Source organism: Streptomyces sp. NBC_00252 (assembly GCF_036187565.1).
GTDB lineage: Bacteria > Actinomycetota > Actinomycetes > Streptomycetales > Streptomycetaceae > Streptomyces.
The window spans coordinates 2,294,960-2,321,610 of sequence record NZ_CP108087.1 but is presented as its reverse complement, the minus strand read 5'-3'; the positions used below and the strand labels follow the sequence as shown (position 1 = coordinate 2,321,610).

The window sequence follows — 26,651 nt, the reverse complement described above, 5'->3', positions numbered from 1 at the left end:
CTCACCCACCCAAACCGCACCACACCGCCCCCCCGCTCCCACCCCCCAACCGCCGGGGGCATACCGTGAAGAGTCGTACGCCTAGCCAGGAGGAGATACGGGATGGGCAGCCGCACCGCGTTGGTCGAGGATCTGATGGAGCGCTTTCCGCATGTGCCGCGGGAGGCCGTCTTCAAGGAGGACCTGCTCCGCGGAGGTGTCGCCTTCGACCCGTCCGCGCTCAGTGACAACGAGGGCGGTGAGGTCAAGCCGAAGTCGTACTTCATCTTCTCCTTCGACCACGGCACCCTCCCCGAGCTGGGCGAGGCCGCGCTGCGCCGCCCCCCGGAGGAGATCATCCTCACGGGAGGCCCGTACGACCTGCGGCGGACCGTCGTCTCCGTGCGGGTGAACCCGACCTCGCCGTACCGCGTGGCCGCCGACGACGACGGGGTCCTCGGGCTGTACCTCGACGGGAAGCGGATCGCGGACGTCGGGGTGCCGCCGATGCCGGAGTACTACCGGCACAAGCTCGCCAACGGGAAGTCCGTCATGGAGGTCGCCCCGACCATCCAGTGGGGCTACCTGATCTACCTGACGGTCTTCCGGGTCTGCCAGTACTTCGGCGCCAAGGAGGAGTGCCAGTACTGCGACATCAACCACAACTGGCGCCAGCACAAGGCGGCGGGCCGGCCGTACACCGGGGTCAAGGACGTCGAGGAGGTCCTCGAGGCCCTGGAGATCATCGACCGGTACGACACCGCGAAGGTGTCCACCGCCTACACCCTCACCGGCGGCGCGATCACCAAGACGGTCGCCGGGCGCGACGAGGCCGACTTCTACGGCCACTACGCCAAGGCCATCGAGGAGCGCTTCCCCGGCCGCTGGATCGGCAAGGTCGTCGCGCAGGCGCTGCCGAAGGACGACGTGCAGCGGTTCAAGGACTACGGCGTGCAGATCTACCACCCCAACTACGAGGTGTGGGACGAGTACCTGTTCAAGCTGCACTGCCCGGGCAAGGAGCGCTACGTCGGCCGCGCCGAGTGGCACAAGCGGATCCTCGACTCCGCGGAGATCTTCGGCGCGCGCAACGTGATCCCCAACTTCGTGGCCGGCGTGGAGATGGCGGAGCCGTTCGGCTTCAAGACCGTCGACGAGGCGATCGCGTCGACGACCGAGGGGCTGCGCTTCTTCATGTCGCAGGGCATCACGCCCCGCTTCACCACCTGGTGCCCGGAGCCCACCACCCCGCTGGGCAAGGCCAATCCGCAGGGCGCGCCGCTGGAGTACCACATCCGGCTGCTGGAGGCCTACCGCGCCACGATGGAGGACTTCGGGCTCAAGTCCCCGCCCGGATACGGCGAACCGGGCCCCGGCCGCGCCGTCTTCTCGGTCAGTTCCTTCATGGACAGTCTCCCCGCCGAGGAGCCCGCGGCTTTGTAAGGTAACGGTGTGGCCAACTCCTGCGACGGGTGAGCCGGGAGAGGCCCGGACACGTACAACTGCACAGAGGCGACTGACAGTCACCGTAATTGAATACGCGGCTTGTCAGTTGTGTGGGATGCGTGAAAGGCTCTGGCCCTGTCACGAGGCAGCCCCCTCCAACTCGCTTACTGTCGAAGCCAGTTGGCCGTCATTCGTGGATGCAGGAGACCCATGCCCGACCTGCCGACTCCTCAGGACGCCGCTGAGGCAGCGCTGTTCACCGAGTGCTGGGACGCCGTGCTGTCCTACGCCGACCTGTGCACGTCCGGAGCCGAATCGGCCACCGAACTGGCCGGGGAGGCGTTCGCGCTCGGCATCCAGGAGGCCCGGTCCGCCGGGTCCGGCCTGATGCGCGGACCGGCCCGTCGGATGCTGCCGGTGATACCGCTGCTGCTGACCGCCGTGCGCACCACGGCGGCGGCGTGGGAGCTGGCCGGGCGGGGGCACCGGCTCGACCCGGACCTGCGGCTGTGGCTCAACTCCGAGAAGGCGGCCCGCTATCACGGCATGCCGCTGCAGCGCCCGATCGCCCTGCGCGGTCTGCGGGACCTGCAGGAGGCGGACGCGGCGCTGCTGTGGCTGGCCGAGGTGGAGGCCCTGCCGCTGCCCGTCGTGGCCCGCCGCCTCGGCCTCGACCCGACGGCCGTCTCCACCGAACTCGCCCAGGTGCGGGCCCTGTTCAGGGACCGCTGCCACCGCAGCCATCTCGACACCCCGATGGACGCGGAGTGCCGCAGCTACGCCCGGCTGCTGGACGCGGTGACCCGTTCGCCAGCCGCCGACACTCCTGAGGACCTCTCCCGGCACCTCGCCACCTGCGTGCAGTGCGCGGAGGCCGCCGCCTGTCTGCGGCTCGCGGGCGGCGGACTGCCCGCGGCCCTCGCGAGCGGCGTCATCGGCTGGGGCGGGCTCGCCTATCTGGAACGCCGCCGCAGGGCCGCCGAGGTACGGCTGGGCGCGGGGCGTCCCGTGGCCGAACTGGAGGCGGGGGAACCGAAGGAGGGCGCGAGCAAGGCGCGCCTCGTGCGCAACGGACTGCTCGCCGCGGCCGTGCTGCTGTCCCTGGTCGCGCTCGGTGTGTCGATGATGCCGATGGGCGGCTCCGGCCACGACAACGCGGTCCGCGACGACGCCGACCGGCAGCCGGTGGCCGACCACCCCGGCCCCACCCCGTCGTCCGCCGGCGCCCACCCCTCGGGCACGTCCTCGACGTCTTCCCGGCCCACGGCGAGCAGCACGGCGACCGACGCGCGGGACAAGAACCCCGACACGGAACCCCAGGGCACCGCCTCGACGACGGCGGGCAACTCACCGGCGCCCACGAGGAGTTCGGGCTCCGGTGCGGGTCCGGGATCGGGTTCGGGCACGACCGCGCAGGCGAGCTGCGACGTCACCTACGACCTCGTCAACCAGTGGCCCGACGGCTTCCAGGCCACTGTCACCGTCACCACCACCAAGGCCCTCGACACCTGGCGCCTCGCCTGGTCCTACCGCGACGGCCAGCAGGTCACCCAGATGTGGGACGCGAGCGTCGCCCAGGACGGCTCCCGGGTCACCGCCACCGCCGCCGACTACAACAAGAACGTCGCAGCCGACGGCAGCTTCACCTTCGGCTTCCTCGGCACGTGGAACAACAGCAGGAACTCGGCGCCGTACGGCTTCACGCTCAACGGCGCGTCCTGCAAGTAGCCCGGCCGCAGGGCAACCACCCTTTCACTGGCGAGCATTGCTGCGCTTGCCGATCAAGTCCCGGTACAGGGCGGCGCGTTCCTGGTCCGTCTTGGCCTTGGCGAGTTCGGCCTTCCAGTCCTTCTCCAGGTCCTTCAGCCGCTGCACCCAGTCGCCGAACTCCTTGAGGTCGACGTGGCGTTGACTCGACCTGAGCGGGGCGTCGGCGCCGGGCTTGTCGTCCTTGTGGCCGCCGTGCTGGCTCACCGGGTTGTTGTTCTTCTCGCTGCTCGTGACGCGGTGTTCGTAGCCGTCGGGGGTCCTGCCGCCGGGCCCGGCGGTCTCCAGGCCGACCTGAAGTCCCCCGTCCCGCTTGTCCGTCGGCGGCTTGTACCCCATGAACATGTGGCCGTACGACTCGTTCGGGAGGATGGTGTCGCCGTGGTAGTCGGTGTTGCCCATGCCCCCGGTGGCCAGGGGCAGGCCGTAGAGGTGGCTGTGCGGATCGACCCAGTTCTGCAGGGTGGCCCCGATCTCGCCCTTCTCCACGAACGTGCCGGGCGTGCCGTCCGCCCTGTTGTTCCCGATCTCCAAGTGGTGCGTGCCGAACAGCCGCCGGTACACCGGCTTCTCGGGCGCCGACTTCATCTCCCAGGGCTTCCGGTTCTCCTTGGTGATGTGCAGCCACTGGGGCAGCTCATAGCCGTGCTGGCCGTCCGCGAGCTGCGGGATGCGGATGTTGACGCGACCGCCGTAGGCCAGGGCGTGGGCGACGTCGTCCTTGAAGTCCTCGTGCATGCCCGCCTCGGGGTTGAAGACCTTCAGGCCCTCCTTCAGGATCAGGAAGATCTTGGTCAGCACCTCGGTACCGCGCTCGACCCGCTCGCGGTGCTTGTCGGCGTCCGGCACGTCGTCGCTGATCCCGGGCGGCAGCATGGTGCTGACCAGGGTCTGGAAGATCTGCTCGTTCCGCTCCCCGGTCAACTGGTCCTTCTCCGACTGCGGGGTGTCCTCGGCGTGCATGGCCATGTGGCGGCCGAGCTGGTAGTCGGAGCGGGTCGGCTTGTCCGGGTCCTTCCCCTGCTCGCGCTCCGCCACGTTCTGGTGCCAGCGCAGGGTCGCCACGAGGAGCCGCTTGCCCTCCGGCTGCTGGAGCCAGCTGTGGAAGTCGCCCGCCTTGAGGTAGGCGTCGGCCTCGGCGTGCGTGCACATACCCACGGTCTTCAGCCACTTGGGGTCCTCGGACTCCACGGCCTTGATCGCTTCCAGCTCCTCGCCCGTGAAGCTCGGGCCGCTGCGCGCCCGCCGGTGGATGACCGCCCGCACGTCCTTGTTGCGGATCTCGCCCTCGACGCCGACGATCAGCCGCGCCAGCCGGGCGATGGCCGGGGGAGAGGCCCCGATCGGCGGGGACACCGAGGGCCGGGGCGGGGTCGTGGACGGGCCCGGCCGGTCCGCCCGCTGGACGGCGACCTCCTCATCCACACTGCGCTGCACCGCCCCGCCGGGTGCGGGCGCGCCGGGCAGCGACAGGTCGGGCGCACCGCCCCGGGCCAGCCTCCGGCCGTTGGCACCGGCGCTCCGCTCGAACGGGTCGTCCGGGTGGGAGACCTTCTCGCCCCGGCCGTTGTCGGTACCGGGCACGGGACCCAGGGCCTGCTGCCGGATGTGGTCGACCTCCTCGAACATCACCTCGTCCGCGACGCTGCCGCCGCCGAGCACGATGTGGGAACCGGTCGTGTACGCCAGAGCCCCCAACTCCTCGGCCGAGCGCTGGGCGACGGGGCCGTTGTGCACCCGTACATGTCCGAAGTCCATGCTGTACGCCTGCTCGGCGCGCTGCAGGATGCGCGGCTCCAGCGGGCTGCCGGGCGAGCCGACGGCGTCCACGACCGACGCCCGCTGCACCTCCGCGGGCTCGGCGTGCTGCTCCTGGGTGTCACGGGCCCGCTGGATCGCCCGGGTCACCGCGGCGTTCCCCGCGGTCTGCTGGAGCGCGGCCAGCGGAGGCAGGGCGGCGGCCGACCGGGGCGGGGCCACGGGGCGCCCGCCGGTCCGGTCACCGCTCGACCGGTTCTCTCCCTGGATACGCATACGCCGTTCCCCTTCGCTCGCCGGCCGCCCTCCCTGTTGGGTGCCCTTCCCTCTTACCCGACAGGGGGCGGGGGGAGGAAAGGCCGAACGGGCAGAGGTGGGGGCAGAGTTGGCGGACAGGCGAGGGAGCACCGGGCCCGGGTGTTGCGTAGCCGTCCGTAATTCGCTGGCGTCATGGCTCGCGCACCTTCTAGGGTTGGCGCTGTTGGAGCGGCAACCGTGTGTTGCCGCCGGTGACTTGGCTTGTGTTGTGGGAGGTGTGACCGATGGCTGTCTCCGTGGTGGGCGCTGCCCGTATCCGGAAGTTCATCAAGTCCACTCCCGTGGTCTCCGGCTGACCTCTCTTCCTCCCGCGTCTGTGTGCGCGGTGCCGGGGCCACCCTTGTGAAGGGTCACCCCTTGTCTTTCTCCTCTCTCCCGGGTTCGTCCTCGTCCTCGTCCGTGCATCCGCTGCAGCCGTACGGCTGGGATGCGGAGTGGGAGGCCGAGTTCGCCCCGTTCGCCGAGCAGGGGCTCCTGCCCGGCCGCGTCGCACGCGTCGACCGTGGTCTGTGCGACGTCATCACCCCGACCGGCACCGTCCGTGCCGACACCGAGTTCGTCGTCCCCCGTGACCCGATGAAGGTCGTCTGCACGGGCGACTGGGTCGCCGTGGACCCCGACGGCGGCACCCCGCGCTACGTACGGACGTATTTGCCCCGCCGTACCGCCTTCGTGCGCTCCACCTCCTCCAAGCGGTCCGAGGGGCAGATCCTCGCGGCCAACGTCGACCACGCGATCATCGCGGTGCCGTTGACCGGGGATCTCGACCTCGGCCGTATCGAACGGTTCCTCGCGCTCGCCTGGGAGAGCGGTGCCCAGCCCCTGGTCGTGCTCACCAAGGCCGACCTCGTGCCGGACGCGGTGACGCTGTCGTATCTCGTCCAGGACGTGGAGACGGCCGCGCCCGGTGTGCCGGTGCTGGCCGTGAGCGCCGCCACCGGGGACGGCATCGACGTGCTGGCCGCGGTCGCCGCCGGGGGCACGTCCGTGCTGCTCGGGCAGTCCGGCGCGGGCAAGTCGACGCTCGCCAACGCGCTGCTGGGCGAGGACGTGATGGACGTCCAGGCGACGCGTGACGTCGACGGCAAGGGCCGTCATACGACCACCACGCGCAACCTCCTCGCCCTGCCCGGCGGCGGGGTCCTGATCGACACCCCCGGGCTGCGCGGGGTCGGCCTGTGGGACGCGCAGACCGGCGTCGGCCAGGTGTTCGCCGAGATCGAGGAACTGGCGTCCCGGTGCCGTTTCCACGACTGCGCCCACACCGCCGAACCGGGCTGCGCCGTCCTCGCCGCACTCGACTCCGGCACCCTCTCCGAACGCCGTCTCGAGAGCTACCGCAAGCTCATGCGCGAGAACCAGTGGATCGTCGCCAAGACCGACGCCCGTATGCGGGCCGAACTCCGCCGCGACTGGAAACGAAAGGGAGCGGAGGGCAAGGCGGCGATGGAGGCGAAGCGGGGGCGCTGGGCGTAGGGGTGGCCGGTCCGGATGGTCCGGGGGAGGGTTCGGGGTGTGGCCTGCCGGGGGGGGCTTGGGCTTGTGACCCGGGTGCGGGATGCGGGGTGCGTCCGCTCGCGGCGGTCGGGGGGGCGGACCCTGGGCGTCCGGTCCCGGCTGCTCGTCGGCGGGCCGGTGCCCGGGGTGCCCGGGTGCGTGGTCCGGCTCCGCCCGGTCAGCCGACAAGCAGCCGGGACCTGGGCGCCCGCCTCTCCGGTCCGGCGCCTACCTCCCGGCCTCGGCGCCCGCCTCCCCTCCCCGGCGCCTACCTCCCGGCCTCGGCGCCCGCCTCCCCTCCCCGGCGCCTGCCTCTCCGGCCCGGCGCCCGCCTCCCCGCCCCGGCGCCCGCCTACCCGGCCCGCGCCCACCTCCCCACCCCCAACACCACGTCCGATTTCCGCCAGCCCCACCCTCGGGGATGGCGGAGACTGGACACTGTGATGGACGAGGAGAGCAGGTACGAAGCCGTGCGGAGCCGGGATGCCCGGTTCGACGGGGAGTTCTTTTTCGCTGTGGTCACGACCGGGATCTACTGCCGGCCCAGCTGCCCGGCGGTGACGCCTAAGCGGCGGAACGTGCGGTTCTTCGCGACCGCCGCCGCCGCGCAGGGCTCGGGGTTCCGGGCCTGTCGGCGGTGCCGGCCGGACGCCGTGCCGGGGTCGGCCGAGTGGAACGCGCGCGCCGATGTCGTGGGCCGCGCCGTGCGGCTGATCGGCGACGGCGTCGTGGACCGCGAGGGCGTCGCCGGGCTCGCCGTACGGCTGGGATACAGCGCACGGCAGGTCCAGCGGCAGCTCACCGCCGAACTCGGCGCCGGGCCCGTCGCCCTCGCCCGGGCCCAGCGCGCGCACACCGCACGCGTGCTCGTGCAGACCACCGACCTGCCGATCACCGACGTGGCCTTCGCGGCCGGTTTCGCCAGCGTGCGCCAGTTCAACGACACCATCCGCGCCGTGTACGCGTCGACGCCGAGCGAGTTGCGGACCGCCAAGGCGCCGCACGTGGCGCGAGCGACGGCGGCCGGCCCCTCCGCCGGCATCCCGCTGCGGCTCGCCTACCGCGGCCCCTACCAGTCCGCCGCCGTCTTCGACCTGCTCGCCCGCGAGGCCGTCCCCGGTGTGGAGGAGATCATCGGCAGCCCCGGCCGCCGTACCTACCGCCGCACGCTGCGCCTCCCCTACGGCACCGGAATCGTCGCCGTCGACGAACGCCCCGGTGTCCTCAAGGCCGCGTCCCTCGCCCACCCCGGCGGCTGGCTCGACGCCCGGCTGCACCTCACCGACCACCGGGATCTGACCACCGCCGTCCAGCGGCTACGGCGGCTCTTCGACCTCGACGCCGACCCGTACGCCGTCGACGAACGGCTCGGCGAGGACCCCCGGCTCGCCCCGCTCGTCGCCGCCCGCCCCGGCCTGCGTTCACCGGGCACCGCCGACCCGGAGGAACTCGCCGTACGGGCGCTGGTCGGCCCGGCGGAGGCCGAGCGGCTGGTGCGGCGGTACGGCAAGACGCTGGACGCCCCGTCCGGTGGTCTCAACCATCTCTTCCCCGAGCCGTCCGCCCTGGCGGAGGCCGCGCCCGGCGAACCCCTGTCCGCCCTCGCCACCGCCCTGGCCGACGGCACCGTACGGCTCGACGCCGGCGTCGACCGGGACGACGCCCAGGCCGCCCTGCTCGCGCTGCCCGGCATGGACGCCGCCACCGTCGCCGTCATCCGCACCCGCGCGCTCGGCGACCCCGACGTGGCACCGCCCGGAACCGACACCCCGGACGCCTGGCGGCCCTGGCGTTCCTACGCCGTCCAGCACCTGCAGCACGCACAGCGCGAACAGCACGTAGAACACGCAGAGCACGTACAACACCTGCGCACGGCAGGGGAGTTGGAGCACCGATGACCGGCCCCACGACCGATCCGACCATCGTCCGCTGGACGAGTCTCGACAGTCCCCTCGGTCAACTCCTGCTCACCGCCGACGAGTTCGGCGCCCTCACCTCCCTCTCCGTGCCCGGGCAGAAGGGCGGCCGTACCGTCCAGCCCGAGTGGCGGCAGGACCCTGGTCCCTTCCGTGCCGTCGGCGACCAGCTCGCCGCCTACTTCGCCGGTGAACTCAAGGAATTCCAGCTGGAGTTCCGCACCTCCGGCACCGACTTCCGTGAGCGCGTGTGGGCCGCCCTCGACTCCGTGCCGTACGGCGCGACGACGACGTACGGCGAGATCGCCGCGCGGGTCGGCGCACCCCGGGCCGCCGTCCGGGCTGTCGGCGGGGCGATCGGCGCCAACCCGTTGCTGGTCGTCCGCCCCTGCCACCGCGTCATCGGCGCCGACGGAACACTCACCGGCTACGCGGGCGGCCTCGACCGCAAGGTCCAACTCCTCACCCTGGAGAACGTGTTGGGGTGAGTCGGCCTCAGATCTCCAGGCCCCAGCTGTGGATCCGCCGGGGGTGGATACGGATCACCTCTTCGCTCATGTGCGCCCCCAACTCGTGCGGGCCGACGAGGAGTTCGGCTTCGCCCCGGATGTCGATGCCCCGTACCTTCCAGGGGCTGACGCTGACGATGTCGTCCACCACCAGCGCGACCTTCGGGTTCTTCCGAAGGTTGCGCCACTTCTTCGTCGTACCCATCGCGTAGCCGCCGACCAGGATCGTCCCGTCGGCCTGCGGGAAGAAGCCGACGGGGTTCGCCTGCGGTTGGCCATGCGGGTCGACGGTGGCCAGTCGGCCCAGCCGCTGCGAGGTGAGGTACGCGCGTTCGGCCTCGGTGAATTCGGTCATGCCCGCAGCCAAACACGCCTGCCCGCCCCGCGCATCGGCCTCCGGTGCCAGCCGTCGTCCGCGGTCCGTCCTACGCCGGACAGGGGACGCGGCGCCCGGCACCGGTGATGCGCCGCCGTCCGTCCGCCCCCGCGTGCCACGGTCGCCTTCGTTGTGGCTGGTGGGAGACGTGGAGGGCGCATGGTCGGGGCCGGACGGGTCGTCGTAGGACTGCTGGTGCTCGGGCTGGGAGCGGCGGTCGGGACGGCGGGGACGGTGGAGACCGCGGGCGCGGCGACCCCCGATGCCTCCGCGGCCTCCGCGCCCGCGGCGTCCGCTCCCCGAGCCGCCGCTCTCCAAGCCGATGCTCCCGGGGCCTCGGTTCCCGGTGCCCCCGCTTCTGGCGCCTCCGCTCGCGAAACCCGGGCCCGCGACCCCTTCGGCACCTGGACCGGTACTTGGGAGGCCGCCCCCTCCGGGACCGTGTCTGCCCACCCCGGCGCCTCCTTCCGCAACGTCGTGCACGTCAGCGTCGGCGGGGGCGCCGCCCGTGTGCGGCTCACCAACCGGCTCGGTACCGCGCCCCTCAGGCTCGACGCGGTGACCGTCGGGCTGCGGGAGTCGGGAGCGGACGCCGTGCCCGGCTCGATGCGTGCCGTCACCTTCGCCGGTGTCACGGCGGTCACGATCCCGGCGGGCGAGGACCTGGTCAGTGATCCTGTTCCGCTCGCCGTGCCCGACGGGGCCGACCTCCTGGTCACCGTCCACACGCCGGGCGACTCCGGCCCCGCGACCTACCACCGTGCCGCCGGGCAGACCAACTACCGTGCCCCGCAAGGGAATCGGGCCGCCGACGAGGACGGCGCCGCGTACACGGCGACCACCACCTCCTGGTACTACGTCACCGGCGTCGACGTCCTCGACGCGCAGGCGGCCGGCAGCGTCGTGGCCCTCGGCGACTCCTTGACCGACGGCAACGGCTCCACCCTCGACGCCAACCACCGCTGGCCCGACCGCCTCGCCGACCGCCTCGCCACCCTGCCGTCGTACCGCCGCCTCGGTGTCCTCAACGCCGGTATCTCCGGCAACCGGCTGCTGCGCGACGACGTGGGCCCGAGCGGGCTGTCCCGTCTCGACGCGGACGCGCTCTCCCGGTCGGGCGTGCGGGTGCTGATCGTCCTCGAGGGCATCAACGACATCAAAGGCACCCCGAACGCCACCGACCCGGGCGCGTTCGAGGACGCGTACCGCACCCTCGTGGCCCGCGCCCACGCGCACGGCATCCGCGTCATCGGCGCGACCCTCACGCCGTACGGCGGCGCCGGTGCCTTCACGGCCGCGCGGGAGGCCGTACGGCAGAAGGTCAACACGTTCATCCGGGGCGGCGGGCCCTTCGACGGGATCGTCGACTTCGACGCCGCCGTCCGCGACCCGGCGCAGCCGCAGCGGATCCTGCCCGGCTACGACTCCGGCGACCACCTGCACTTCAACGACGCGGGCATGCGGGCGCTCGCCGAAGCGGTCGACCTCACCGCGCTCGGCTGAAGGGCCCGGGTCAGCCCCAGATCACCGCGCCCACCCACGCGCCCATGATCAGCAGGCAGGTGAACAGCTCGGTCAGCACGCTGGAGCCGCCCGAGCGCATCGCCGTACGCAGAGAGGCCATCGCCTCGCCGTGCCGGCCTAGGCGCAGGCGTTCGTGGAGGTAGATCCCGGCCATGAAACCGGGGATCGCGCCGAGCACGGGGATCAGCACGAAGCCGAGCAGCGCGCCGACCCCGGCGTACACGCCCATTCGGGGGGTCGCTCCGCTCGTGCGCAGCCGGCGCGGCGGGAGGACCCAGCGCACCACCTGGGAGAGGAAGAGGACGACGGTCGCGCCGACGAGGACGCCCCACGCGACCGGCTGCGGGTCCTTCAGCGCCCACCACAGGACCGCGGCCCACACCAGCCACGACCCCGGCACTCCGGGCACCAGGACTCCGCACAGGCCGAGCAGGATGACGACGCCGACCAGGAGGAGTTCAGCCACTCCCATCTGACCAGCGTGCGGGACGGACGGTGAAACCGCAGGTCAGCTACGGGCCACCCAGCCCCGTTCGTATGCGTGCCAGCCCAGTTGCAGCCGGGTCGTCACCCCGCTCAGCTCCATCAGCCGCTTCACCCGGCGCTGGACCGTGCGCAGGCCAAGATCGAGCTGTTTCGCGACGCTGGCGTCGGTCAGGCCGGCCAGCAGCAGGGACAGCACCTCCAGGTCCGTGCCGTCGGGGCCGTCCGGCTGCTGCTCGGTGGCGCCGGAGGTGCCCAGGCGCAGCGGGAGCGCGTCCCGCCAGACCGACTCGAAGAGCCCGCAGAGCAGCTCCAGCAGCCCGCTCGCGTGCACGACGAGCGCGGCGGGCTCGGCGGTGTGCGAGGTCAGCGGGACCATCGCGAGGGTGCGGTCGGCGACCACCAGTTTCGTCGGCACGGTGTCGACGACCCGCACCTGTTCGTCGCGGCCGAGCGCGGCGGTCAGTTCGGTGAGGCCGTCGGGCAGGTCGAGGGCGGCGCGTTCGAGGACGACCCGGTAGCGGACGCCCCGGTCGGCGGCCTGCTCCTCCGCGTCGTTCTCCCCGCCGGTGACGGCGACCGGGTTCCCGGTGACCAGCGCGCAGACCTCCTCGGTCGCGCCGAGCTGGAGCTGGAGGAAGCGCTGGCTGACGGCGGCGGCGCCGATCACCACCTCCACCAGGTCGTGCACGGCGGGTTCGGCGGTGGTCGACCGGTACTCCTCGGCGAGGAGCGCGGCGGCCAGCTCCGCCTTCTCCAGTTCGTGCCGCTGCTGGGTGAGCAGCGCGCCGAGGGCGACCCCGGGCGGGGCGGCGACCCAGCGGCCGGGGCGGGACGAGGACTGGGCGGCGAGTCCGTGGCGTTCCAGGCGGCGCAGGGCGCGCTCGGTGTCGTACTCGCCGAGGGTCAGCCGTCGGGCGAGATCGGGCACGTCCGCGGCGCCGACGGACACCAGTGCCCGGTACGCCGACTCGTGTGCCTCGTCCAGGCCTATCGCTCCCAGCATCAGGCGCCGTCCCTCCCGGAAGACATCACCCCGTGGGGTGCGCGGTGGCGGAACCGGCCGCGGTGGCGGGAAACAGCCACGGCGCGAACCCGCCTCCGCACATCATCGCCGTACCACCCGTCACTCTGCCAAGGTTGCGTCACGGGGGCCTCAACTGCCGCCCGTAATGCCCGTATTGGGCCTTCTTGGCCTGCGGGTTCGCGTACGGCGTGCTGTGGGTGAGGCCGTCGGAAGTCACAGCGGATCTTCAGGAAGACAGGTCACACTCGGGTCGGGTGGGCCGAACTCGCAACGGGATTCGGTCATATGGAACGTGACCCGGGCTCATGCCGTGCGCTCGCGCGCGGGGAGCCGGGGGCGGGTCACCCAGGTCGTCGCCGGGCGGTTCTCCCGTGGGGGGTGGGACCGTCCGGCGGCTCTGTGCCGGATGGGTGTTCGGTACGTCGCCGACACGCCGTTCGAGGACCGGCTCACGTCTGATTTTCCGGACGCCCCGTTTCCAACTGGCCTGCGCGGTGGACAATTAGGGGCATGAGCCAGCAGGGGGGAACGCCGACCGGTCACGAGGACGACTGGTGGAGCCAGCTGTACGACGACACCGCGGACGACACGGGCCCGACGGCCGCGGGGGACTCCGTCGACGACCGGTTCGCCTCGGCGGCGGGGACGGTGGAGCTTCGCGGAGCGGGGGAAGGGCCTGCGCCTGGGCCCGGTGCGGGTGCCGGTTCGGGTCCGGTTTCGGGTTCTGCTTGGGGCTCCGGTTCGCGGGTGGATTCGGGTGCGGGTCCGTCGGGTGAAGGCGCGCGTTCCGGACCGGGTGTGGGTTCGGTGGGCGAGGGAGCGCGTTCGGCGGGTTCGGGTGTTCCGGCGCCGCGTGCGGCGGGCAACTCCGGGCGAGGTGCGGGTGTGGACCCGGTTGCCGAGCCGCCGGTGTTCACGCCTTACGGTCCTTCGGCTCCTGGTGACGGGCGGGAGCCGGATAGCGAGACCCCGGCGTTCAGGCCTTACGGTGCTTCGGCTCCTGGTGACGGTGTGGAGCCGGATAGCGAGACTCCGGTGTTCAAGCCTTACGGTGCTTCGGCTCCTGGTGACGGTGTGGAGCCGGATAACGAGACCCCGCTGTTCAAGCCCTACGGTGCTGCGGCTCCCGGCGATGGTGTGGAGCCGGAAAGTGCGCCCCCGCTGTTCACGCCCATCGCCCCGGCCGCCCCGAGCGAGGATGCTCCGCCTGCGCCGCCCCGGCAGCACCGCCCCGCGGACACCCAGCCCGACCTCCCGCCCACGGCACCTCCGCAGCCGCCCAGTGTGGCCTCCGCGCCCGCGTACCCGCAGCGACCGACGGCACCGCCTGCCGACAGCCCCGCTGCCCCTCCGGGGGATGTCCGTCCGGACGGACTGTCCGCTCCGCGTTCGTATCCGGACCCGTCGGCCATTCCCGCGCCGCCTGCTGACGATCCCGCAGCCTCGCCGGGAGGCCTTCGTCCGGATGGGCTTTCCGCTCCGCGGCAACCGGCGGTGCCCCCACGCCGTGACGATGATCCCGCCGTCGCTCCGCAGTCCCTGCGTCCGGATGGCCCGCCCTCTCCGCGTTCGTATCCGGAGCCGTCAGCCATTCCCGCGCCGCCCGCCGATGATCCCGCCGTGGCTCCTGGAGACTTCCGTCCGGACGGGGTTTCCGCTTCGCAGCAACCGGCGTTGCCCCCACGCCCCGCCGACGATCCCGCCGCCCCTCCGGGGAACTTCCGGTCAGACGGCCCGCCCGCCTCGCCTCCCTACCCCCAGCCGCCCGCCGCCGCCCCCGGTCTCCCCACTCCCGCCCCGCAATCGCTTCGTCCCGCCCGCCCGCTCCGCCCTTACGACCCGCGCCCCTTCCCGCAGCCGCCGGCAGACGCACCCCTCATCGACAACCCCGCTTCCACCCAAGGGGACCTTCGTCCCAGCAGTCCGTCCGCCCTCGGCCCGTACGCGCAGCCGCCCGTTCTCCCCGCCGCCGATCCCGCCCCGCAGCTTCTTCCGGCCACCCCGCCCCCACCACCCCTCTCCCTCGACTACGTAGGTTCCGGCCCGCCCACCTACGACGCCGAGCCCACCGCGCTGCCCCCGGCCGACCCGGACGAACTCGACGACCTCGTCGCGGACACCGTGTTGGACGGGGCGCGGTACGGGGCGAGCACGCTTCGGGCCGCTTCCGTGCGGGGGGACTCCGCGCGGTTCAGGGGGGAGCCGCGGCGGGACTCGTTGCTGACGGCGCGGTTCGGGGCCGGGGAGCAGGCGTTGGTGCTGGTGGCGATGGCGACCGGGGCGCGGGCCACGCCGGGAGCGCACCGGGCCGCGGCCGAGGCGTGTCACTGGATCGCGCGGGCCGTGGGCCGCAGCCACGCGCGGCTCTCCGAGGACATAAGGGCCGCCCGGCGCGGTGACCTGAAGTCCGGGCTGCACCGCCTCACCGACCGCAGCCTCGGCAAGCTCCGCGCCAGCGCAGCCGAACAGGGCATCGACCCGGAGGAGTACTCGGCGGGTCTGCGCTGTCTGCTCCTCCCCGCGGACCCGGAGTGCCGTACCCGCGTGTTCTTCGGGGTCGGGCCGGGCGGGCTCTTCCGGCTGCGCGACGGCGAGTGGCAGGACATCGAGCCCAGCGTCGCCGACGCGATCGGCGAGGCCGTCGTCGGGTTCGGGTCGCAGCCCGCCGAGACCCCGGAGGGCGACCGGCTGACGATGGACCTCGGGATTCCGACCCCGCCGAGCCCCTACGAACCCGCCCCCGAACCACCCCGCGAACCCTTCCGCTTCCGTGCCTCCGTCGCCCGCCCGGGGGACGCGCTCCTCATGTGCACCGGCGGGCTTGCCGAACCCCTGCGCGGCGAACCGGAGCTGTCCGCCCATCTGGCGGGGCGCTGGTCCGGTACCACTCCGCCCGGCCTGGCCGCCTTCCTCGCGGACACCCAAGTGCGGGTCAAGGGTTATGCCGACGACCGCACGGCGGCCGCCGTTTGGGAGGCGTGAGCGCCGAGGCTGTGAATTCATGGACCCAGAGGGATCCGTAGGACACAGGAAACCGAAGGGCACGCGAGAACCATGGCCAAGCAGAACGTTGCCGAACAGTTCGTCGACATCCTCGTCCGCGCCGGAGTCAAGCGCCTCTACGGCGTCGTCGGCGACAGCCTCAACCCGGTGGTCGACGCCATCCGCCGCAACTCCGCCATCGACTGGATCCACGTACGGCACGAGGAGACCGCCGCCTTCGCCGCAGGCGCCGAAGCGCAGATAACCGGGAAGCTCGCGGCCTGCGCCGGCTCCTGCGGCCCCGGAAACCTGCACCTCATCAACGGCCTCTACGACGCCCACCGCTCCATGGCCCCGGTGCTCGCCCTCGCCTCGCAGATCCCGTCCAGCGAGATCGGCCTCGGCTACTTCCAGGAGACCCACCCCGACCGGCTCTTCCAGGAGTGCAGTCACTACAGCGAGCTGATCTCCAGCCCGAAGCAGATGCCCCGGCTGCTGCAGACCGCCATTCAGCACGCGGTGGGGCAGTCCGGCGTCAGCGTCGTCTCGCTCCCGGGCGACATCGCCTCCGAGCCCGCCCCGGACAAGGCCGCCGAGACCGCCCTCGTCACCTCACGCCCCTCCGTCCGGCCCGGCGACGCCGAGATCGAGAAGCTCGTCGAGATGATCGACGAGGCCGACAGGGTCACCCTCTTCTGCGGCAGCGGAACCGCCGGCGCGCATGCCGAGGTGATGGAGTTCGCCGGGAAGATCAAGTCCCCGATCGGACACGCCCTGCGGGGCAAGGAGTGGATCCAGTACGACAACCCGTACGACGTCGGGATGAGCGGCCTGCTCGGCTACGGCGCCGCCTACGAGGCCACCCACGAGTGCGACCTGCTGATCCTCATCGGCACCGACTTCCCGTACAACGCGTTCCTGCCCGACGACGTGAAGATCGCCCAGATCGACGTACGGCCCGAACACCTGGGCCGGCGCTCGAAGTTGGACCTCGCGGTGTGGGGCGACGCGAAGGAGACGCTGCGCTGTCTCATCCCCCGGGTGAAGCCGAAGGGGGACCGGAAGTTCCTCGACCGGATGCTCAAGAAGCACGCCGACGCGCTGGAGGGCGTCGTGAAGGCGTACACGCGCAAGGTCGAGAAGCACGTCCCGATCCACCCCGAGTACGTGGCCTCCGTCCTCGACGAACTCGCCGACGAGGACGCCGTGTTCACCGTCGACACCGGCATGTGCAACGTCTGGGCCGCCCGCTACATCACGCCCAACGGCCGCCGCCGCGTGATCGGTTCGTTCTCGCACGGCTCGATGGCGAACGCGCTGCCGATGGCGATCGGCGCCCAGTTCACCGACACCGAGCGGCAGGTCGTGTCGATGTCGGGCGACGGCGGATTCTCCATGCTGATGGGCGACTTCCTCACCCTCGTCCAGTACGACCTGCCGGTGAAGGTCGTCCTGTTCAACAACTCCTCCCTGGGCATGGTCGAGTTGGAGATGCTGGTCGCCGGACTCCCGTCCTACGGCACCACCAACAAGAACCCCGACTTCGCCGCCGTGGCGCGCGCCTGCGGTGCCTACGGTGTGCGGGTCGAGAAGCCCAAGGACCTCGAAGGCGCTCTGAAGGCCGCGTTCAAGCACAAGGGTCCGGCGCTCGTCGACATCGTCACCGACCCCAACGCCCTGTCCATCCCGCCGAAGATCAGCGCCGACATGGTCACCGGGTTCGCGCTGTCGGCGTCGAAGATCGTCCTGGACGGGGGAGTGGGCCGCATGCTGCAGATGGCCCGCTCCAACATCCGCAACGTGCCCAGGCCCTAACTGTCGTACGGCACCCACCCGTTCGACGAGTACCAGAGGTGCCGCAGGCCCTTGATGCTGCTCGTGCGGAACGGCGTGCCGTGGTCGTCGATGCGGAGGGTGCCGGTGCGGCCCTGGGAGGACCAGTCCAGTTCCAGGTACCAGCGGCAGTCGCAGGTCCCGGTGCGGGCCTTGACCAGCAGGACCTCCGGGTCCGTGGCCGAGACCCGGTACGGCAGGTGCGCCACCGGGACCTTCCTGCCCGTGTCACTGCCCGGCTCGGGCTTGACGAGCGGGCGGTGGGCGTCCAGGTTCACGCCGAAGTAGCGCGGGGTGATGTCCCCGCCGCAGCCCTGGGCCATCGAGTACGCGGTGCCCGGGGCGGGTGCCGTACGGCCGACGACCCGGACCCGAAGTGCCTCCAGGACCACGGCCGTTGAGCTGCGGCCCTGCACCGAGATCTCCACGTTCGTCTGGCCGCCGTGCACCGCGTGCTGTGTCGCCGCCCAGGCCCCGGCGTCCTGCTGGACCGGGGGCGGCGGCACGTCCTTCGGCGCCTTGTCGATGACGTAGTCGTGGTCGCAGCCGATCTCCCAGGCCTGCGAGTCGGCGGTCCAGGCGAGGGGTGCGGGGCGGGCGGAGGGTGAAGTACCGGTCGTAGCACCGGTGTTGCTCCCTGCCCCGGTCCCCACTCCGCCCCCGGACTTGGCCGTGTCGTGCGTGGACACCGCCGACAGGGTGCCCCAGACGGCGAGCACCGCGCACGCGGCGGCGGCGGTGAGGGTGAGGCGCCGCCGGGACCAGAGCGAGCGGGCGACGGGACCGGCGGCCACTGCGGCGGCAGCCACCGGCGGCTCACCGGTATCGGGCACCGGCGCCTCGGCCGGCCCTGCGGGCAGCTCCTCGGCCACCGGAGCCGCTGCCCCCGCCGCCCCGGTCACCCCCGCCTCCCGGCGCCGTTGGCGCGCGGCCACCGCCAGGATCCAGTACCGGTGCAGCTCGACCCGCTCCTCCGGCGTCGCCCCGCACAGCGCCGCGAAGCGTTCCACGGGGGCGAAGTCGAGGGGGACCGCCTCGCCGACGCAGTAGCGGTGCAGGGTCGAGGCGTTCATGTTCAGGCGGCGGGCCAGCTGGCCGTAGCTGCGGTCCGTGCGTGCCTTCAGGCGCCGTAGCAGCGCCGCGAACTCCTCGACGTCCTTGTCGTTGGCCTCGCCCGACACCGTTGCTCCCGGGTGTGTCGCGTCCCAGGACGGCATCCCAGGGACTCCATGTACCAGGAGGTCAGCGGGGGTGGGACGGTTCCACCGTTGCGGGATCGGCGGTGGTGATTGCGGTCGCCGCCGCCGTGCGCCCAAGCTCGGTCCGACCACAGCACGGCACCGAACCGAAACGGGGACCACACGTGAACAGCAAGAAGGCCACGCGCCGCACCGCCCTCGCCGCCGGCCTCGCCCTCGCCCTCGGGCTGGGCGTGGCGGCCCAGGCATCCGCCGGCGCCCCGCGCACCGTGAGCGGCTCACCGGACGACAACATCACCCGCATCGCCGACTTCTACGGCGCCTACATCGACGCCGAGACCGACCTGGACAACGGCGGCGGGAAGCTGACCACCGAGCTGCGCAGCTACTACCTCACCCCGGCCTACCTCAAGGAGCTGAAGGCCTGGGAGGCGAAGAACCACGCGGACGGTGTTCTCCAGGCGCAGAACACCCCCATGAGCTGGAAGGTCACCGACAACGGCACCGCCGACCACACCGAGGCCACCGTCACCCTCACCTGGGGCGGCGGCGACACCACCAAGCTGATCGTCGACATGACCCGTACCACCCACAAGATCATCCACATCGGCCCCAAGGGAATCGGCGGCAAGTAGGGCCCGCCGAGCGGCTGTTGCCGGGTCGCGAACGGCTGATTCCGGCCAGTTTCACGGAGCGTGGGCCTCGGGGGAGGTCTGTGGCCGGTGTGGGGGGACCGGCCGCCCCACGCTCTCGTGGACCACGGCCGGATCGGCGGCACCGGATCGGCGGCCGGTCCGGTCGCCCGTGGTCAGGACGTCACGGGGTGTCAGGTCCCGTCGCCGGGGGTCACGGCACCCAGGAGGCGAACGCCCCGACCGCCCCACCCGGGCCGCAGGCTCCGTACGGTGACTGTTCGACGTGTCGGACGGCACCGCGCCCGGAACCTCCGCCCCGCCGGACACGCCGTACGCATGGCCGAACACCCGGTCGTCAACCACTCGACATGACTGCCCCGTTCCCGACGAGGGCATGGATCCCCGTGAACGTGTTCGAGCAGGAGGGAACCGGAAACCGGCGTGCAGGCGGGGGTCATGAAGAGGCAAGCACGAGGGGGCGGTCCCATGGCGATCGGGGCCTCCTCGGCGAAAGCGGTGGAGGACAAGGCCGACAGCGCCACGGAACCGGCGCAGCCGCCTCAACTGAGGCGCAGACTCGGACGCGCGGACCTGCGGGCGGTGCCCGAGGCGCGCAGAGCGTTGCGGGAACTGTTACGGCACTGGGGGAGGCCGGGACGATCGGAGATAGCGGAACTGCTCACGAGTGAGCTGGTCACCAACGCGCTGATCCACACCGACGACGACGCCGTCCTGACGGCGACCGTCGGACCGCGCGGACTCCGCGTGGAGGTGAGGGACTTCGTGGCCCGTAGGCCCCGACTGCACGTACCGGACGCCGACGACGGTACGCACGGGCGGGGCCTCGTCCTGGTCCAGTCCCTCGCGGACTCCTGGGGAGTCTCGGCCCACGGGGTGGGCAAGTCCGTCTGGTTCGAGCTGGATCCGGACGCGGTGTGAGCGACGTGCCGGACACGGCATGAGCAACGGGGCGGGGGCGGCGTCCAGTTGGACTCCGCCCCCGCCCCGTGTGTCGCCCGGTCCCGGTTCTCGTGTGACAGCTCTCCGGCTCAGCCGAACTGCTGCTCCAGGTCCTTGAGCTTGCGCTCAAGGGAGTCGAGACGCGGCAGGGCCATGGTGTCGTCCTCGGCAGTGAGGTCGACGGTTATCGGGTCAGATGCCCCGCGGACTGGCTGGAGTGAGGGACGCGTGCGAACCGGCAGTTGTTCCGGCGTCGATAGAGCAGGCTCCGCGGATGCTTGTCCGGAGCCGCCACGCTCCAGGGCCTGCGGCTCCGACGACCGGCCGTTGCCCCGGCCGATGAGGCCGCGCTGGCCACGGCTTATGGCCTTGAGCTGAGCCCGCTCGATCCGCTGCTGGTCGCGGCGGCGCAGTCGGGTCTCCTCCTTCTTCGCCTTGTCCTCGCGCACCTCGTCGACCGCCTCGTCCAGGCTGCGCACGTTCTCCAGGAGCATCAGCGACCAGGCGCTGTAGGTCTCACGGGGGGCCCGCAGCCAGCGGACGATACGGATCTGCGGCAGCGGACGCGGCACCAGACCCTGCTCGCGCAGCGCGGCCCGGCGGGTCTGCTTCAGCGCGCGGTCGAAGAGGACCGCGGCCGACAGCGACATGCCGGAGAAGAACTGCGGAGCGCCCGCGTGGTCGACACCCCTGGGCGCGTGCACCCAGTTGAACCAGGCGGCCGCGGCCGCGAACGTCCACACGAGTATCCGCGAGCCGAGGGCCGCGTCACCGTGGCTGGCCTCGCGGACCGCGAGGACGGAGCAGAACATGGCCGCGCCGTCGAGGCCGAACGGGACCAGGTACTCCCAGCCGTCGGTCAGGCCGAGGTTCTCCTGGCCGAAGCCGACCAGTCCGTGGAAGGAGAGTGCCGCGGCGACCGCCGCACAGCAGAACAGAAGGACGTAGGAGGCGATGCCGTATATGGCTTCCTTGCGCCTGCGGCGCTCCTCCGTGCGCTCCCACGAGTCGTCTTTCGCGTGCTCCCCGGCGGACCGCTTGCTCCGCGCGAGCACCGCAACCGCCGCCAGCATGCCCAGGAGCAGTACGGCGCCGGGAAGCAGCCAGTTAAGCGATATGTCGGTCAGTCTCATCTGGGGTCCCTTGCATTGGGATAGGGCGTAACGCCCGCCATAGTGGCCCAATCCCAACGGCCCTCAGGCGTTTTCGGGGCAAGAGGCCGCCAAGGAGGTGCAAGGGGATGCCCAGGGCGGCTTTCTGCTCGAACTGCCGCTTGAGGGGCGGGAGTTGAGTTCGAATAAGACTACCCGTACGGGTGGTTCCACGGAAAGTTCCTGCGACAAGTGAGGAAGTTGTGAATCCCCTGTAACCGGGTGGGCGCCTCGTTCGGGGCTGATCCTAGCGGGCGTCGAGGGACGCCTGTGACTGAGGGTCCCTCAACTCGCGGTGGCTGCCAGCAGCTTGGTGACCCGCTCGGTCTCGCAGGTGCGCGGGCAGGTCGCGCAGGCGTCGTCCGCGTCCAGCGTGTAGTACATGCAGCAACTCGCCCGGTCCCGCGTGGACAGCGCCTCGCCGTTGGGCCCGGTCACCTCGCGGAACGCGGCCGAACCGACGTACGGCTTGGTGGATCCCGGCAGCAGCCGCTCCAACTCCCGTACGGCCCGCGGCTGTTCGCCGAAGAGATCGGCGACGTACCAGATGCCCTCGACGACCTCGTCGGTCGCCATGCCCCACAGGGCGCGGCCCCTACGGCGCATCCGCGGGCCGAAGCCGGCCAGCACGGGTTCCATGTGCTCGGCGACCGCGGCGCGCACCTCCGCCCGCAGCGCCTCCTCGTCGGCGACGACCCGGGCACCGGGCAGGGCCGCGGCCGGGTCGCCGGGCAGGCAGGCGAAGGCGTCGGTGCGGACGGCCAGCCGGCCCATGCCGAAGCCCTCGGCCGTGCGGTCGTAGGAGACGTGAGTCACAGGGAGGCGGGGGACGCGGCGGTGCAGGAACCACGGGACGGTGAAGAGGAGGACGACCGGCCAGGCGTAGCGGTGCAGGCCGAAGGTGGCTATGACGTCCGGGCGGCCCCGGCGGCCGTGGTCGCGCAGGACCTGGGCGTCGTCCCACGCGAGGAACGCCTCCAGGCCCGCGCCGCCCTCCGCGAGCGCCGCCGCCGAGGCCCAGCCGCCGCCGGTCGGGGTCGGCTGGTCCGGGGCGAGTTCGGTGATGCCGAGCCCGGGGACGACCTCGGTGAGGCGGGCGTACGCGTCCGCTGTGGCCGAAGAGGGCAGGGGCATGCCGGGACCGCCGATTCGCCGTTGGTTTAGAGGTAAGGCTTACCTTACCCAATCGGGCGGGGATGTGAACTAGTCCGATCTGCGCCTAAGGTGCTTGACGGACGAGTAACAAGCCGCCGTAATGACCCCAAGTACCGACACGTCCGGAGGAGGACCCGTGAAGCAGGGCACGCAGAGCTCCGCCGGTACGGGTGTCCCGGATCCGCGCACCCGGGGCTCCCGGGTGCCGCCGCAGCCGCGCGCCGCCGACGTGGACCGGAACCGGGATCTCGCGGACGGCTCGGGCGCCGTGCGCGGCGAGCACACGCACAGCGAGACGCCGATCCCGCGGCCCCGCGCGGTCGTCCAGCGTTCCTCCGTGCGCGGCCAGATCCTCGACGCGCTGCGCACCGCGCTCGTCGGCGGCGAACTGACCCCGGGCGAGGTGTACTCCGCGCCCGCGCTCGGCGACCGGTTCGGCGTCTCCGCCACCCCCGTGCGCGAGGCCATGCAGCAGCTCGCCACCGAGGGCGCCGTCGAGGTCGTACCCAACCGCGGCTTCCGTGTCATCGAGCGGGGCGCCCGCGAACTCGCCGAACTGGCCGAGATCCGCGCCCTGATCGAGGTCCCCGTGATGCTTCGGCTCGCCCGGACCGTGCCCGCCGCGCGCTGGGCCGACCTGCGCCCGCTGGCCGAGAGCACCGTCCGCGCCGCGTCCTCCGGGTGCCGGGCGACCTATGCCGAGTCCGACCGCGCCTTCCACCGCGGGGTCCTCGCCCTCGCCGGGAACGAGCAGCTCGTCCAGATCGCGGAGGACCTGCACCGGCGCGCCCAGTGGCCGCTGGTCGGCGGGCCGGTCACGCGCGGGCGGGCCGACCTGGTCGCGGACGCGGCCGAACACCTCGCGCTCCTCGACGCGTTGGGCGCGGGGGAGTGGGACGTGGCGCAGTCACTGGTGCGGGAGCACTTCGCGGGAACCGCGTGACCATGAATATGTGACTCCGGTCACGAGCGGGTCCGGGTCCGGCCACCGGACGCCGTACCGGGAACCCGGCCGCCCGGCGGTGACGTGCCCCACGGAGAGGACCGACCGATCCGTGGGGGAGAACGCCGATGTTTCCGAATCCCGGCCAGCAGGCCGCCCAGCAGGCCGCGCGGCGCGGCGCCGAACAGTCCGCGCGCCAGGCCGCGCAGGACGGCATGCGCGCCGCCCAGATGGGCGCGAGGCGCGGTCACTCCGGCTCGTCACGCGGCGGCTTCCTGACCTTCCTGCTGCTCGTCGCCGTCGTCGTGCTGGTCGCCCGCGACCCCGAACTCCGCGCCTCCGTCCCGCACTTCGTCCACCACGTCGTGAACGTCGTCCAGAGCCGCACCGACCACGCCTGACCTACGCCGTCGCCGCACCCGGCGCCGGAACCGCCAACTGCCGTGCCAGCCACGTCGGTACACCGCCGAGCAGCCGGAACAGCCGCCGCGCCTCCTCGCGCAGCCGGGACGCCTCCGGCTCGGCCTCCGCGTCCGCGAGCGAGGCGAGCGCCGGAGCCGTACCGACGAGGTAGCCCAACTCCTCCCGGATCCGCAGGGATTCGGCGAAGCCGTGCCGGGCCTCCGTCAACTCCCCGTCCCGCAGGGCCAGTCCGGCCAGATGACGGTAGGTGAACGACAGCAGCAGCGGGTCTGCCTGGTCGGCGGCGCCCGCGTGGGCCCGCCGGTACGCGGCCCGCGCGGCCTGCGGCGAACGCGCCAGGTTCTCCGCGACCAGCCCCCGCCGGAAGTCCAGCAGCGCCCGCCCGGCACCGTCCGGCGGGATCAGCGCCGCCGCCCGCCCGAGCGCGGCCCGCGCCTCGTCGGCCCGGTCGCGCACCCCGTGCAGCGTGGCCGCGTAGGCGAGGTGTCCGCGCTCACAGGCCGCCGCGCCCCGCTCGTCGTCGCTGTGGGCCAGCGCCTCGGCCGTCCGCAGCGCGTCCTCGGCGTCCTCCCAGCCCTGCTCGGTGTAGAGACACCGCTCCACGAGCAGCGCGGTCCGCTGGAGGGCCGGAGCCGCGGTGTCGGGCCGCAGCAGCGCCGCCGCGTCGGCCCAGCAGGCCCGCGAGCGCAGCCGCCACACCGCGGTCTGGAGGGGATCGTCGCCTTCGGTCGTTCCGTTTCCAGACATGGCGGAAAGCGCCACGTTGCCCTCCCCGAGCACACCATTGAGCTGTTGAGTGGTGGCCGCATCTCAGCACGAATCCCGGGGCCCGGCCAAGGGGCTGGGTGAAAGAATTCACAAAGTCGTGGGATCCCCGGGTCAGCTCATCCGCAGTGCCAGGAAGAAATCCAGCTTGTCCTCGAGGCGCGAGAGGTCACGACTCGTCAACTGCTCGATCCTGCCGACCCGGTAGCGCAGCGTGTTGACGTGCAGGTGCAGCCGGGTGGCGCAGCGCGTCCAGGAACCGTCGCACTCGAGGAACGCCTCCAGCGTCGGGATCAGCTCCGCGCGGTGCCTGCGGTCGTAGTCCCGCAGCGGGTCGAGCAGCCGCGCGGTGAACGCCCGCCGCACGTCGTCCGGCACGAACGGCAGCAGCAGGACGTGCGAGGCCAGCTCCTGGTGACCCGCCGCGCACACCCGCCCGGGGCGCGCCGCCGCGACCCGGCGCGCGTGCCGCGCCTCCTCCAGCGCCCCGCGCAGCCCCTCCGCCGAGTGCACGGCGGCGCTCACCCCGAGCGTCACCCGCCCGTCGCCGTCGAGCCCGGCCGCCAGCGGATCCCGTACGGCGTCCAGGAGCACGTCCGCGTGGATCCCGGACTCGGAGCCGTCGTGCTCCGCCGACACGGCGGGCAGCGGTACCAGCGCGATGGCCTCGTCGCCCGAGTGGGCCACGGCTATGCGGTCGGAGGGCTCGGGGCCCGTCGTCCGCGGGTCGACCAGGATCTCCTCCAGGAGCGACTGGGCGACCGGGCCCGCCTCGATGTCGGTGCCGTCCCACTCGACCCGGGCGACGACCACCTGCCAGTGCGGGGCTGCCCCGAGCCCGGGCAGCAGCACGGGAGCGGCGACCCGCAGCCGTGCGGCGATCTCGGCGGGCGCGGCACCCGTCTGGACCAGCTCGAGGACCTCCTGCGCGAGCCGTCTGCGGACCGTGCGCGCCGCGTCCCGCCGGTCCCGCTCGACCGCGATCAGCTGGGTGACGCCCTGCAGCAGGTCGAGCCGCTCGTCCGGCCAGTCCCCGGCGTCCGCCTCCACCGCGAGCAGCCAGTCCGACAGCACGGTCTCGCGCACGTCCCGCGCGCCCTGCGGGGAGCGCCCGCCGCCGCGGATCGGGAAGAGGGAGTACGTCGACGCGCCGAGCGTCAGCCGGTGCGGTCCCCGGCGGCCGGTGCGGGCGGCGGCCAGCTGCTCGGCGGCCAGCCGCGCGCACACCTCGACGGGCAGCGCCGGGCCCGACACCTTCGAGCCCGCGATGAGCCGCCCGGTCGGCGACAGCACCCACGCCCGCAGATCCAGGTCGGAGCCCAGCAGGTCCAGGACCACGTCCGGGCCGCCGCCGGCGGGACCCGAGGTCATCATCCGGCGGTGCCGGTCCACCACGGCCGCGAGATCACCGGCCCGCTCGCCCGACACCTGCCGTACGACATGTTCGGTGATCGTCGCGAACGCCACCGACTCGTTGACCGCGAACAGCGGCAGCCGGTGCCGGGCGCAGGCGGTCACCAGGTCGTCCGGGATGGCGCCGAGCTCGGCCTCGCCGGCGGCCAGCGCGGCCACCCCGGCGCCCACCAGCAGCCGTACGAACGGCTCGGTGTCGGCCGCGTTCCGGCGCCAGGCCAGGCCGGTCAGGACCAGCTCGCCGCCGGAGAGATAGCGGCTGGGATCGCGCAGGTCGGTGGTCATCACCCCGCGGACCGTGCGGTCCAGCTCGTCCTCGCCGCCGAGCAGGCGCAGCCCCAGCGCCCCGGTGTCCAGAAGTGCGCGCAGCCGCATCGCCGTCGCCGCCGTTCTTTGTCTAGAAAACTACGATGAACCAAGAGGTGCTGTGGGTGCAGGGCCGTGCGGGGCTGTTTCCCACGTTTCCACAGGGAATCGGAGGGGTTACTGATGACCTCCGTTCATATGAATCTACAAGATGCCCGTGCTGGCCAGCCAACTCCTTCATGGTTTCCGTGACTGACCCGCTCCGCGCACGGCGCTGTGTACTGAG

At 72.4% G+C, this 26,651-nt stretch carries 21 protein-coding genes; 12 read left to right on the top strand and 9 right to left on the bottom strand.

Annotated features, from left to right (window positions below; all coding sequences use genetic code 11):
• Window positions 1–102: 102 nt before the first annotated feature.
• Window positions 103–1,422: a radical SAM protein gene (locus OHT77_RS10070; RefSeq protein ID WP_328827821.1), complete on the top strand. Its 1,320-nt coding sequence runs from the start codon at window positions 103–105 to the stop codon at window positions 1,420–1,422.
• A 213-nt stretch (window positions 1,423–1,635) separates the two neighbouring features.
• On the top strand, window positions 1,636–3,153 hold the full coding sequence (locus OHT77_RS10065) for a cellulose binding domain-containing protein (protein WP_328827820.1): 1,518 nt from the start codon (window positions 1,636–1,638) through the stop codon (window positions 3,151–3,153).
• A 24-nt stretch (window positions 3,154–3,177) separates the two neighbouring features.
• Here OHT77_RS10065 and OHT77_RS10060 read toward each other — a convergent pair whose 3' ends face one another.
• Window positions 3,178–5,226, bottom strand: a complete 2,049-nt coding sequence (locus OHT77_RS10060; protein WP_328827819.1) for an eCIS core domain-containing protein — start codon at window positions 5,224–5,226, stop codon at window positions 3,178–3,180.
• A gap of 399 nt (window positions 5,227–5,625) precedes the next feature.
• Between OHT77_RS10060 and rsgA the strand changes: the two genes are divergently transcribed.
• The 3 genes from rsgA (at window position 5,626) to OHT77_RS10045 (ending at window position 9,169) form a co-directional block, all read left to right on the top strand.
• Window positions 5,626–6,744, top strand: coding sequence for a ribosome small subunit-dependent GTPase A (gene rsgA, locus OHT77_RS10055; RefSeq protein WP_328827818.1), 1,119 nt, complete (start codon window positions 5,626–5,628; stop codon window positions 6,742–6,744).
• A gap of 464 nt (window positions 6,745–7,208) precedes the next feature.
• A complete protein-coding gene (locus tag OHT77_RS10050; protein WP_328827817.1) occupies window positions 7,209–8,663 on the top strand; it encodes a DNA-3-methyladenine glycosylase 2 family protein in 1,455 nt (484 codons plus the stop codon).
• Window positions 8,660–9,169, top strand: coding sequence for a methylated-DNA--[protein]-cysteine S-methyltransferase (locus OHT77_RS10045; protein ID WP_328827815.1), 510 nt, complete (start codon window positions 8,660–8,662; stop codon window positions 9,167–9,169). The genes OHT77_RS10050 and OHT77_RS10045 overlap by 4 nt, the downstream gene beginning before the upstream one ends.
• Window positions 9,170–9,176: 7 nt before the next feature.
• Here OHT77_RS10045 and OHT77_RS10040 read toward each other — a convergent pair whose 3' ends face one another.
• Window positions 9,177–9,545, bottom strand: a complete 369-nt coding sequence (locus OHT77_RS10040; RefSeq protein ID WP_328827814.1) for a PPOX class F420-dependent oxidoreductase — start codon at window positions 9,543–9,545, stop codon at window positions 9,177–9,179.
• 180 nt (window positions 9,546–9,725) lie between these two features.
• Here OHT77_RS10040 and OHT77_RS10035 point away from each other — a divergent pair, with 180 nt between their 5' ends.
• Window positions 9,726–11,069 (top strand): SGNH/GDSL hydrolase family protein, encoded by a 1,344-nt coding sequence (locus tag OHT77_RS10035; protein ID WP_328827813.1) that lies wholly within the window; start codon window positions 9,726–9,728, stop codon window positions 11,067–11,069.
• A gap of 10 nt (window positions 11,070–11,079) precedes the next feature.
• Here OHT77_RS10035 and OHT77_RS10030 read toward each other — a convergent pair whose 3' ends face one another.
• Both OHT77_RS10030 and OHT77_RS10025 read right to left on the bottom strand, forming a co-directional pair.
• On the bottom strand, window positions 11,080–11,562 hold the full coding sequence (locus tag OHT77_RS10030; protein ID WP_266773905.1) for a DUF456 domain-containing protein: 483 nt from the start codon (window positions 11,560–11,562) through the stop codon (window positions 11,080–11,082).
• Between the two features lie 36 nt (window positions 11,563–11,598).
• The gene (locus tag OHT77_RS10025) at window positions 11,599–12,579 is read right to left on the bottom strand and encodes a helix-turn-helix domain-containing protein (RefSeq protein WP_328827812.1); all 981 of its coding nucleotides are present in this window, start codon (window positions 12,577–12,579) and stop codon (window positions 11,599–11,601) included.
• Window positions 12,580–13,884: 1,305 nt separating this feature from the next.
• Between OHT77_RS10025 and OHT77_RS10020 the strand changes: the two genes are divergently transcribed.
• Window positions 13,885–15,582 (top strand): protein phosphatase 2C domain-containing protein, encoded by a 1,698-nt coding sequence (locus OHT77_RS10020; protein WP_443048203.1) that lies wholly within the window; start codon window positions 13,885–13,887, stop codon window positions 15,580–15,582.
• A gap of 72 nt (window positions 15,583–15,654) precedes the next feature.
• Window positions 15,655–17,397, top strand: a complete 1,743-nt coding sequence (locus OHT77_RS10015; protein WP_266773907.1) for a pyruvate dehydrogenase — start codon at window positions 15,655–15,657, stop codon at window positions 17,395–17,397.
• On the opposite strand, the gene OHT77_RS10010 is transcribed toward OHT77_RS10015, so the two are convergent.
• Window positions 17,394–18,632, bottom strand: coding sequence for a helix-turn-helix domain-containing protein (locus OHT77_RS10010; RefSeq protein WP_328827809.1), 1,239 nt, complete (start codon window positions 18,630–18,632; stop codon window positions 17,394–17,396). The genes OHT77_RS10015 and OHT77_RS10010 overlap by 4 nt on opposite strands.
• A gap of 146 nt (window positions 18,633–18,778) precedes the next feature.
• Here OHT77_RS10010 and OHT77_RS10005 point away from each other — a divergent pair, with 146 nt between their 5' ends.
• A complete protein-coding gene (locus OHT77_RS10005) occupies window positions 18,779–19,249 on the top strand; it encodes a hypothetical protein (protein ID WP_328827808.1) in 471 nt (156 codons plus the stop codon).
• 486 nt (window positions 19,250–19,735) lie between these two features.
• On the top strand, window positions 19,736–20,188 hold the full coding sequence (locus OHT77_RS10000) for an ATP-binding protein (protein WP_328827807.1): 453 nt from the start codon (window positions 19,736–19,738) through the stop codon (window positions 20,186–20,188).
• Between the two features lie 110 nt (window positions 20,189–20,298).
• Here OHT77_RS10000 and OHT77_RS09995 read toward each other — a convergent pair whose 3' ends face one another.
• Both OHT77_RS09995 and OHT77_RS09990 read right to left on the bottom strand, forming a co-directional pair.
• The gene (locus tag OHT77_RS09995) at window positions 20,299–21,342 is read right to left on the bottom strand and encodes a DUF2637 domain-containing protein (protein ID WP_266773911.1); all 1,044 of its coding nucleotides are present in this window, start codon (window positions 21,340–21,342) and stop codon (window positions 20,299–20,301) included.
• A gap of 303 nt (window positions 21,343–21,645) precedes the next feature.
• Complete coding sequence (locus tag OHT77_RS09990; RefSeq protein WP_328827806.1) at window positions 21,646–22,494, bottom strand: (2Fe-2S)-binding protein; 849 nt, start codon at window positions 22,492–22,494, stop codon at window positions 21,646–21,648.
• A 157-nt stretch (window positions 22,495–22,651) separates the two neighbouring features.
• Between OHT77_RS09990 and OHT77_RS09985 the strand changes: the two genes are divergently transcribed.
• Both OHT77_RS09985 and OHT77_RS09980 read left to right on the top strand, forming a co-directional pair.
• On the top strand, window positions 22,652–23,458 hold the full coding sequence (locus OHT77_RS09985; RefSeq protein ID WP_328827805.1) for a GntR family transcriptional regulator: 807 nt from the start codon (window positions 22,652–22,654) through the stop codon (window positions 23,456–23,458).
• A gap of 128 nt (window positions 23,459–23,586) precedes the next feature.
• Window positions 23,587–23,859 carry a hypothetical protein gene (locus tag OHT77_RS09980; RefSeq protein ID WP_328827804.1) on the top strand — a complete coding sequence of 91 codons (273 nt, stop codon included), beginning with the start codon at window positions 23,587–23,589 and terminating at the stop codon, window positions 23,857–23,859.
• Window position 23,860: 1 nt separating this feature from the next.
• On the opposite strand, the gene OHT77_RS09975 is transcribed toward OHT77_RS09980, so the two are convergent.
• The gene (locus tag OHT77_RS09975; RefSeq protein ID WP_328827802.1) at window positions 23,861–24,628 is read right to left on the bottom strand and encodes a hypothetical protein; all 768 of its coding nucleotides are present in this window, start codon (window positions 24,626–24,628) and stop codon (window positions 23,861–23,863) included.
• A 132-nt stretch (window positions 24,629–24,760) separates the two neighbouring features.
• Window positions 24,761–26,434: a PucR family transcriptional regulator gene (locus OHT77_RS09970; protein WP_266773916.1), complete on the bottom strand. Its 1,674-nt coding sequence runs from the start codon at window positions 26,432–26,434 to the stop codon at window positions 24,761–24,763.
• Window positions 26,435–26,651: the final 217 nt, after the last annotated feature.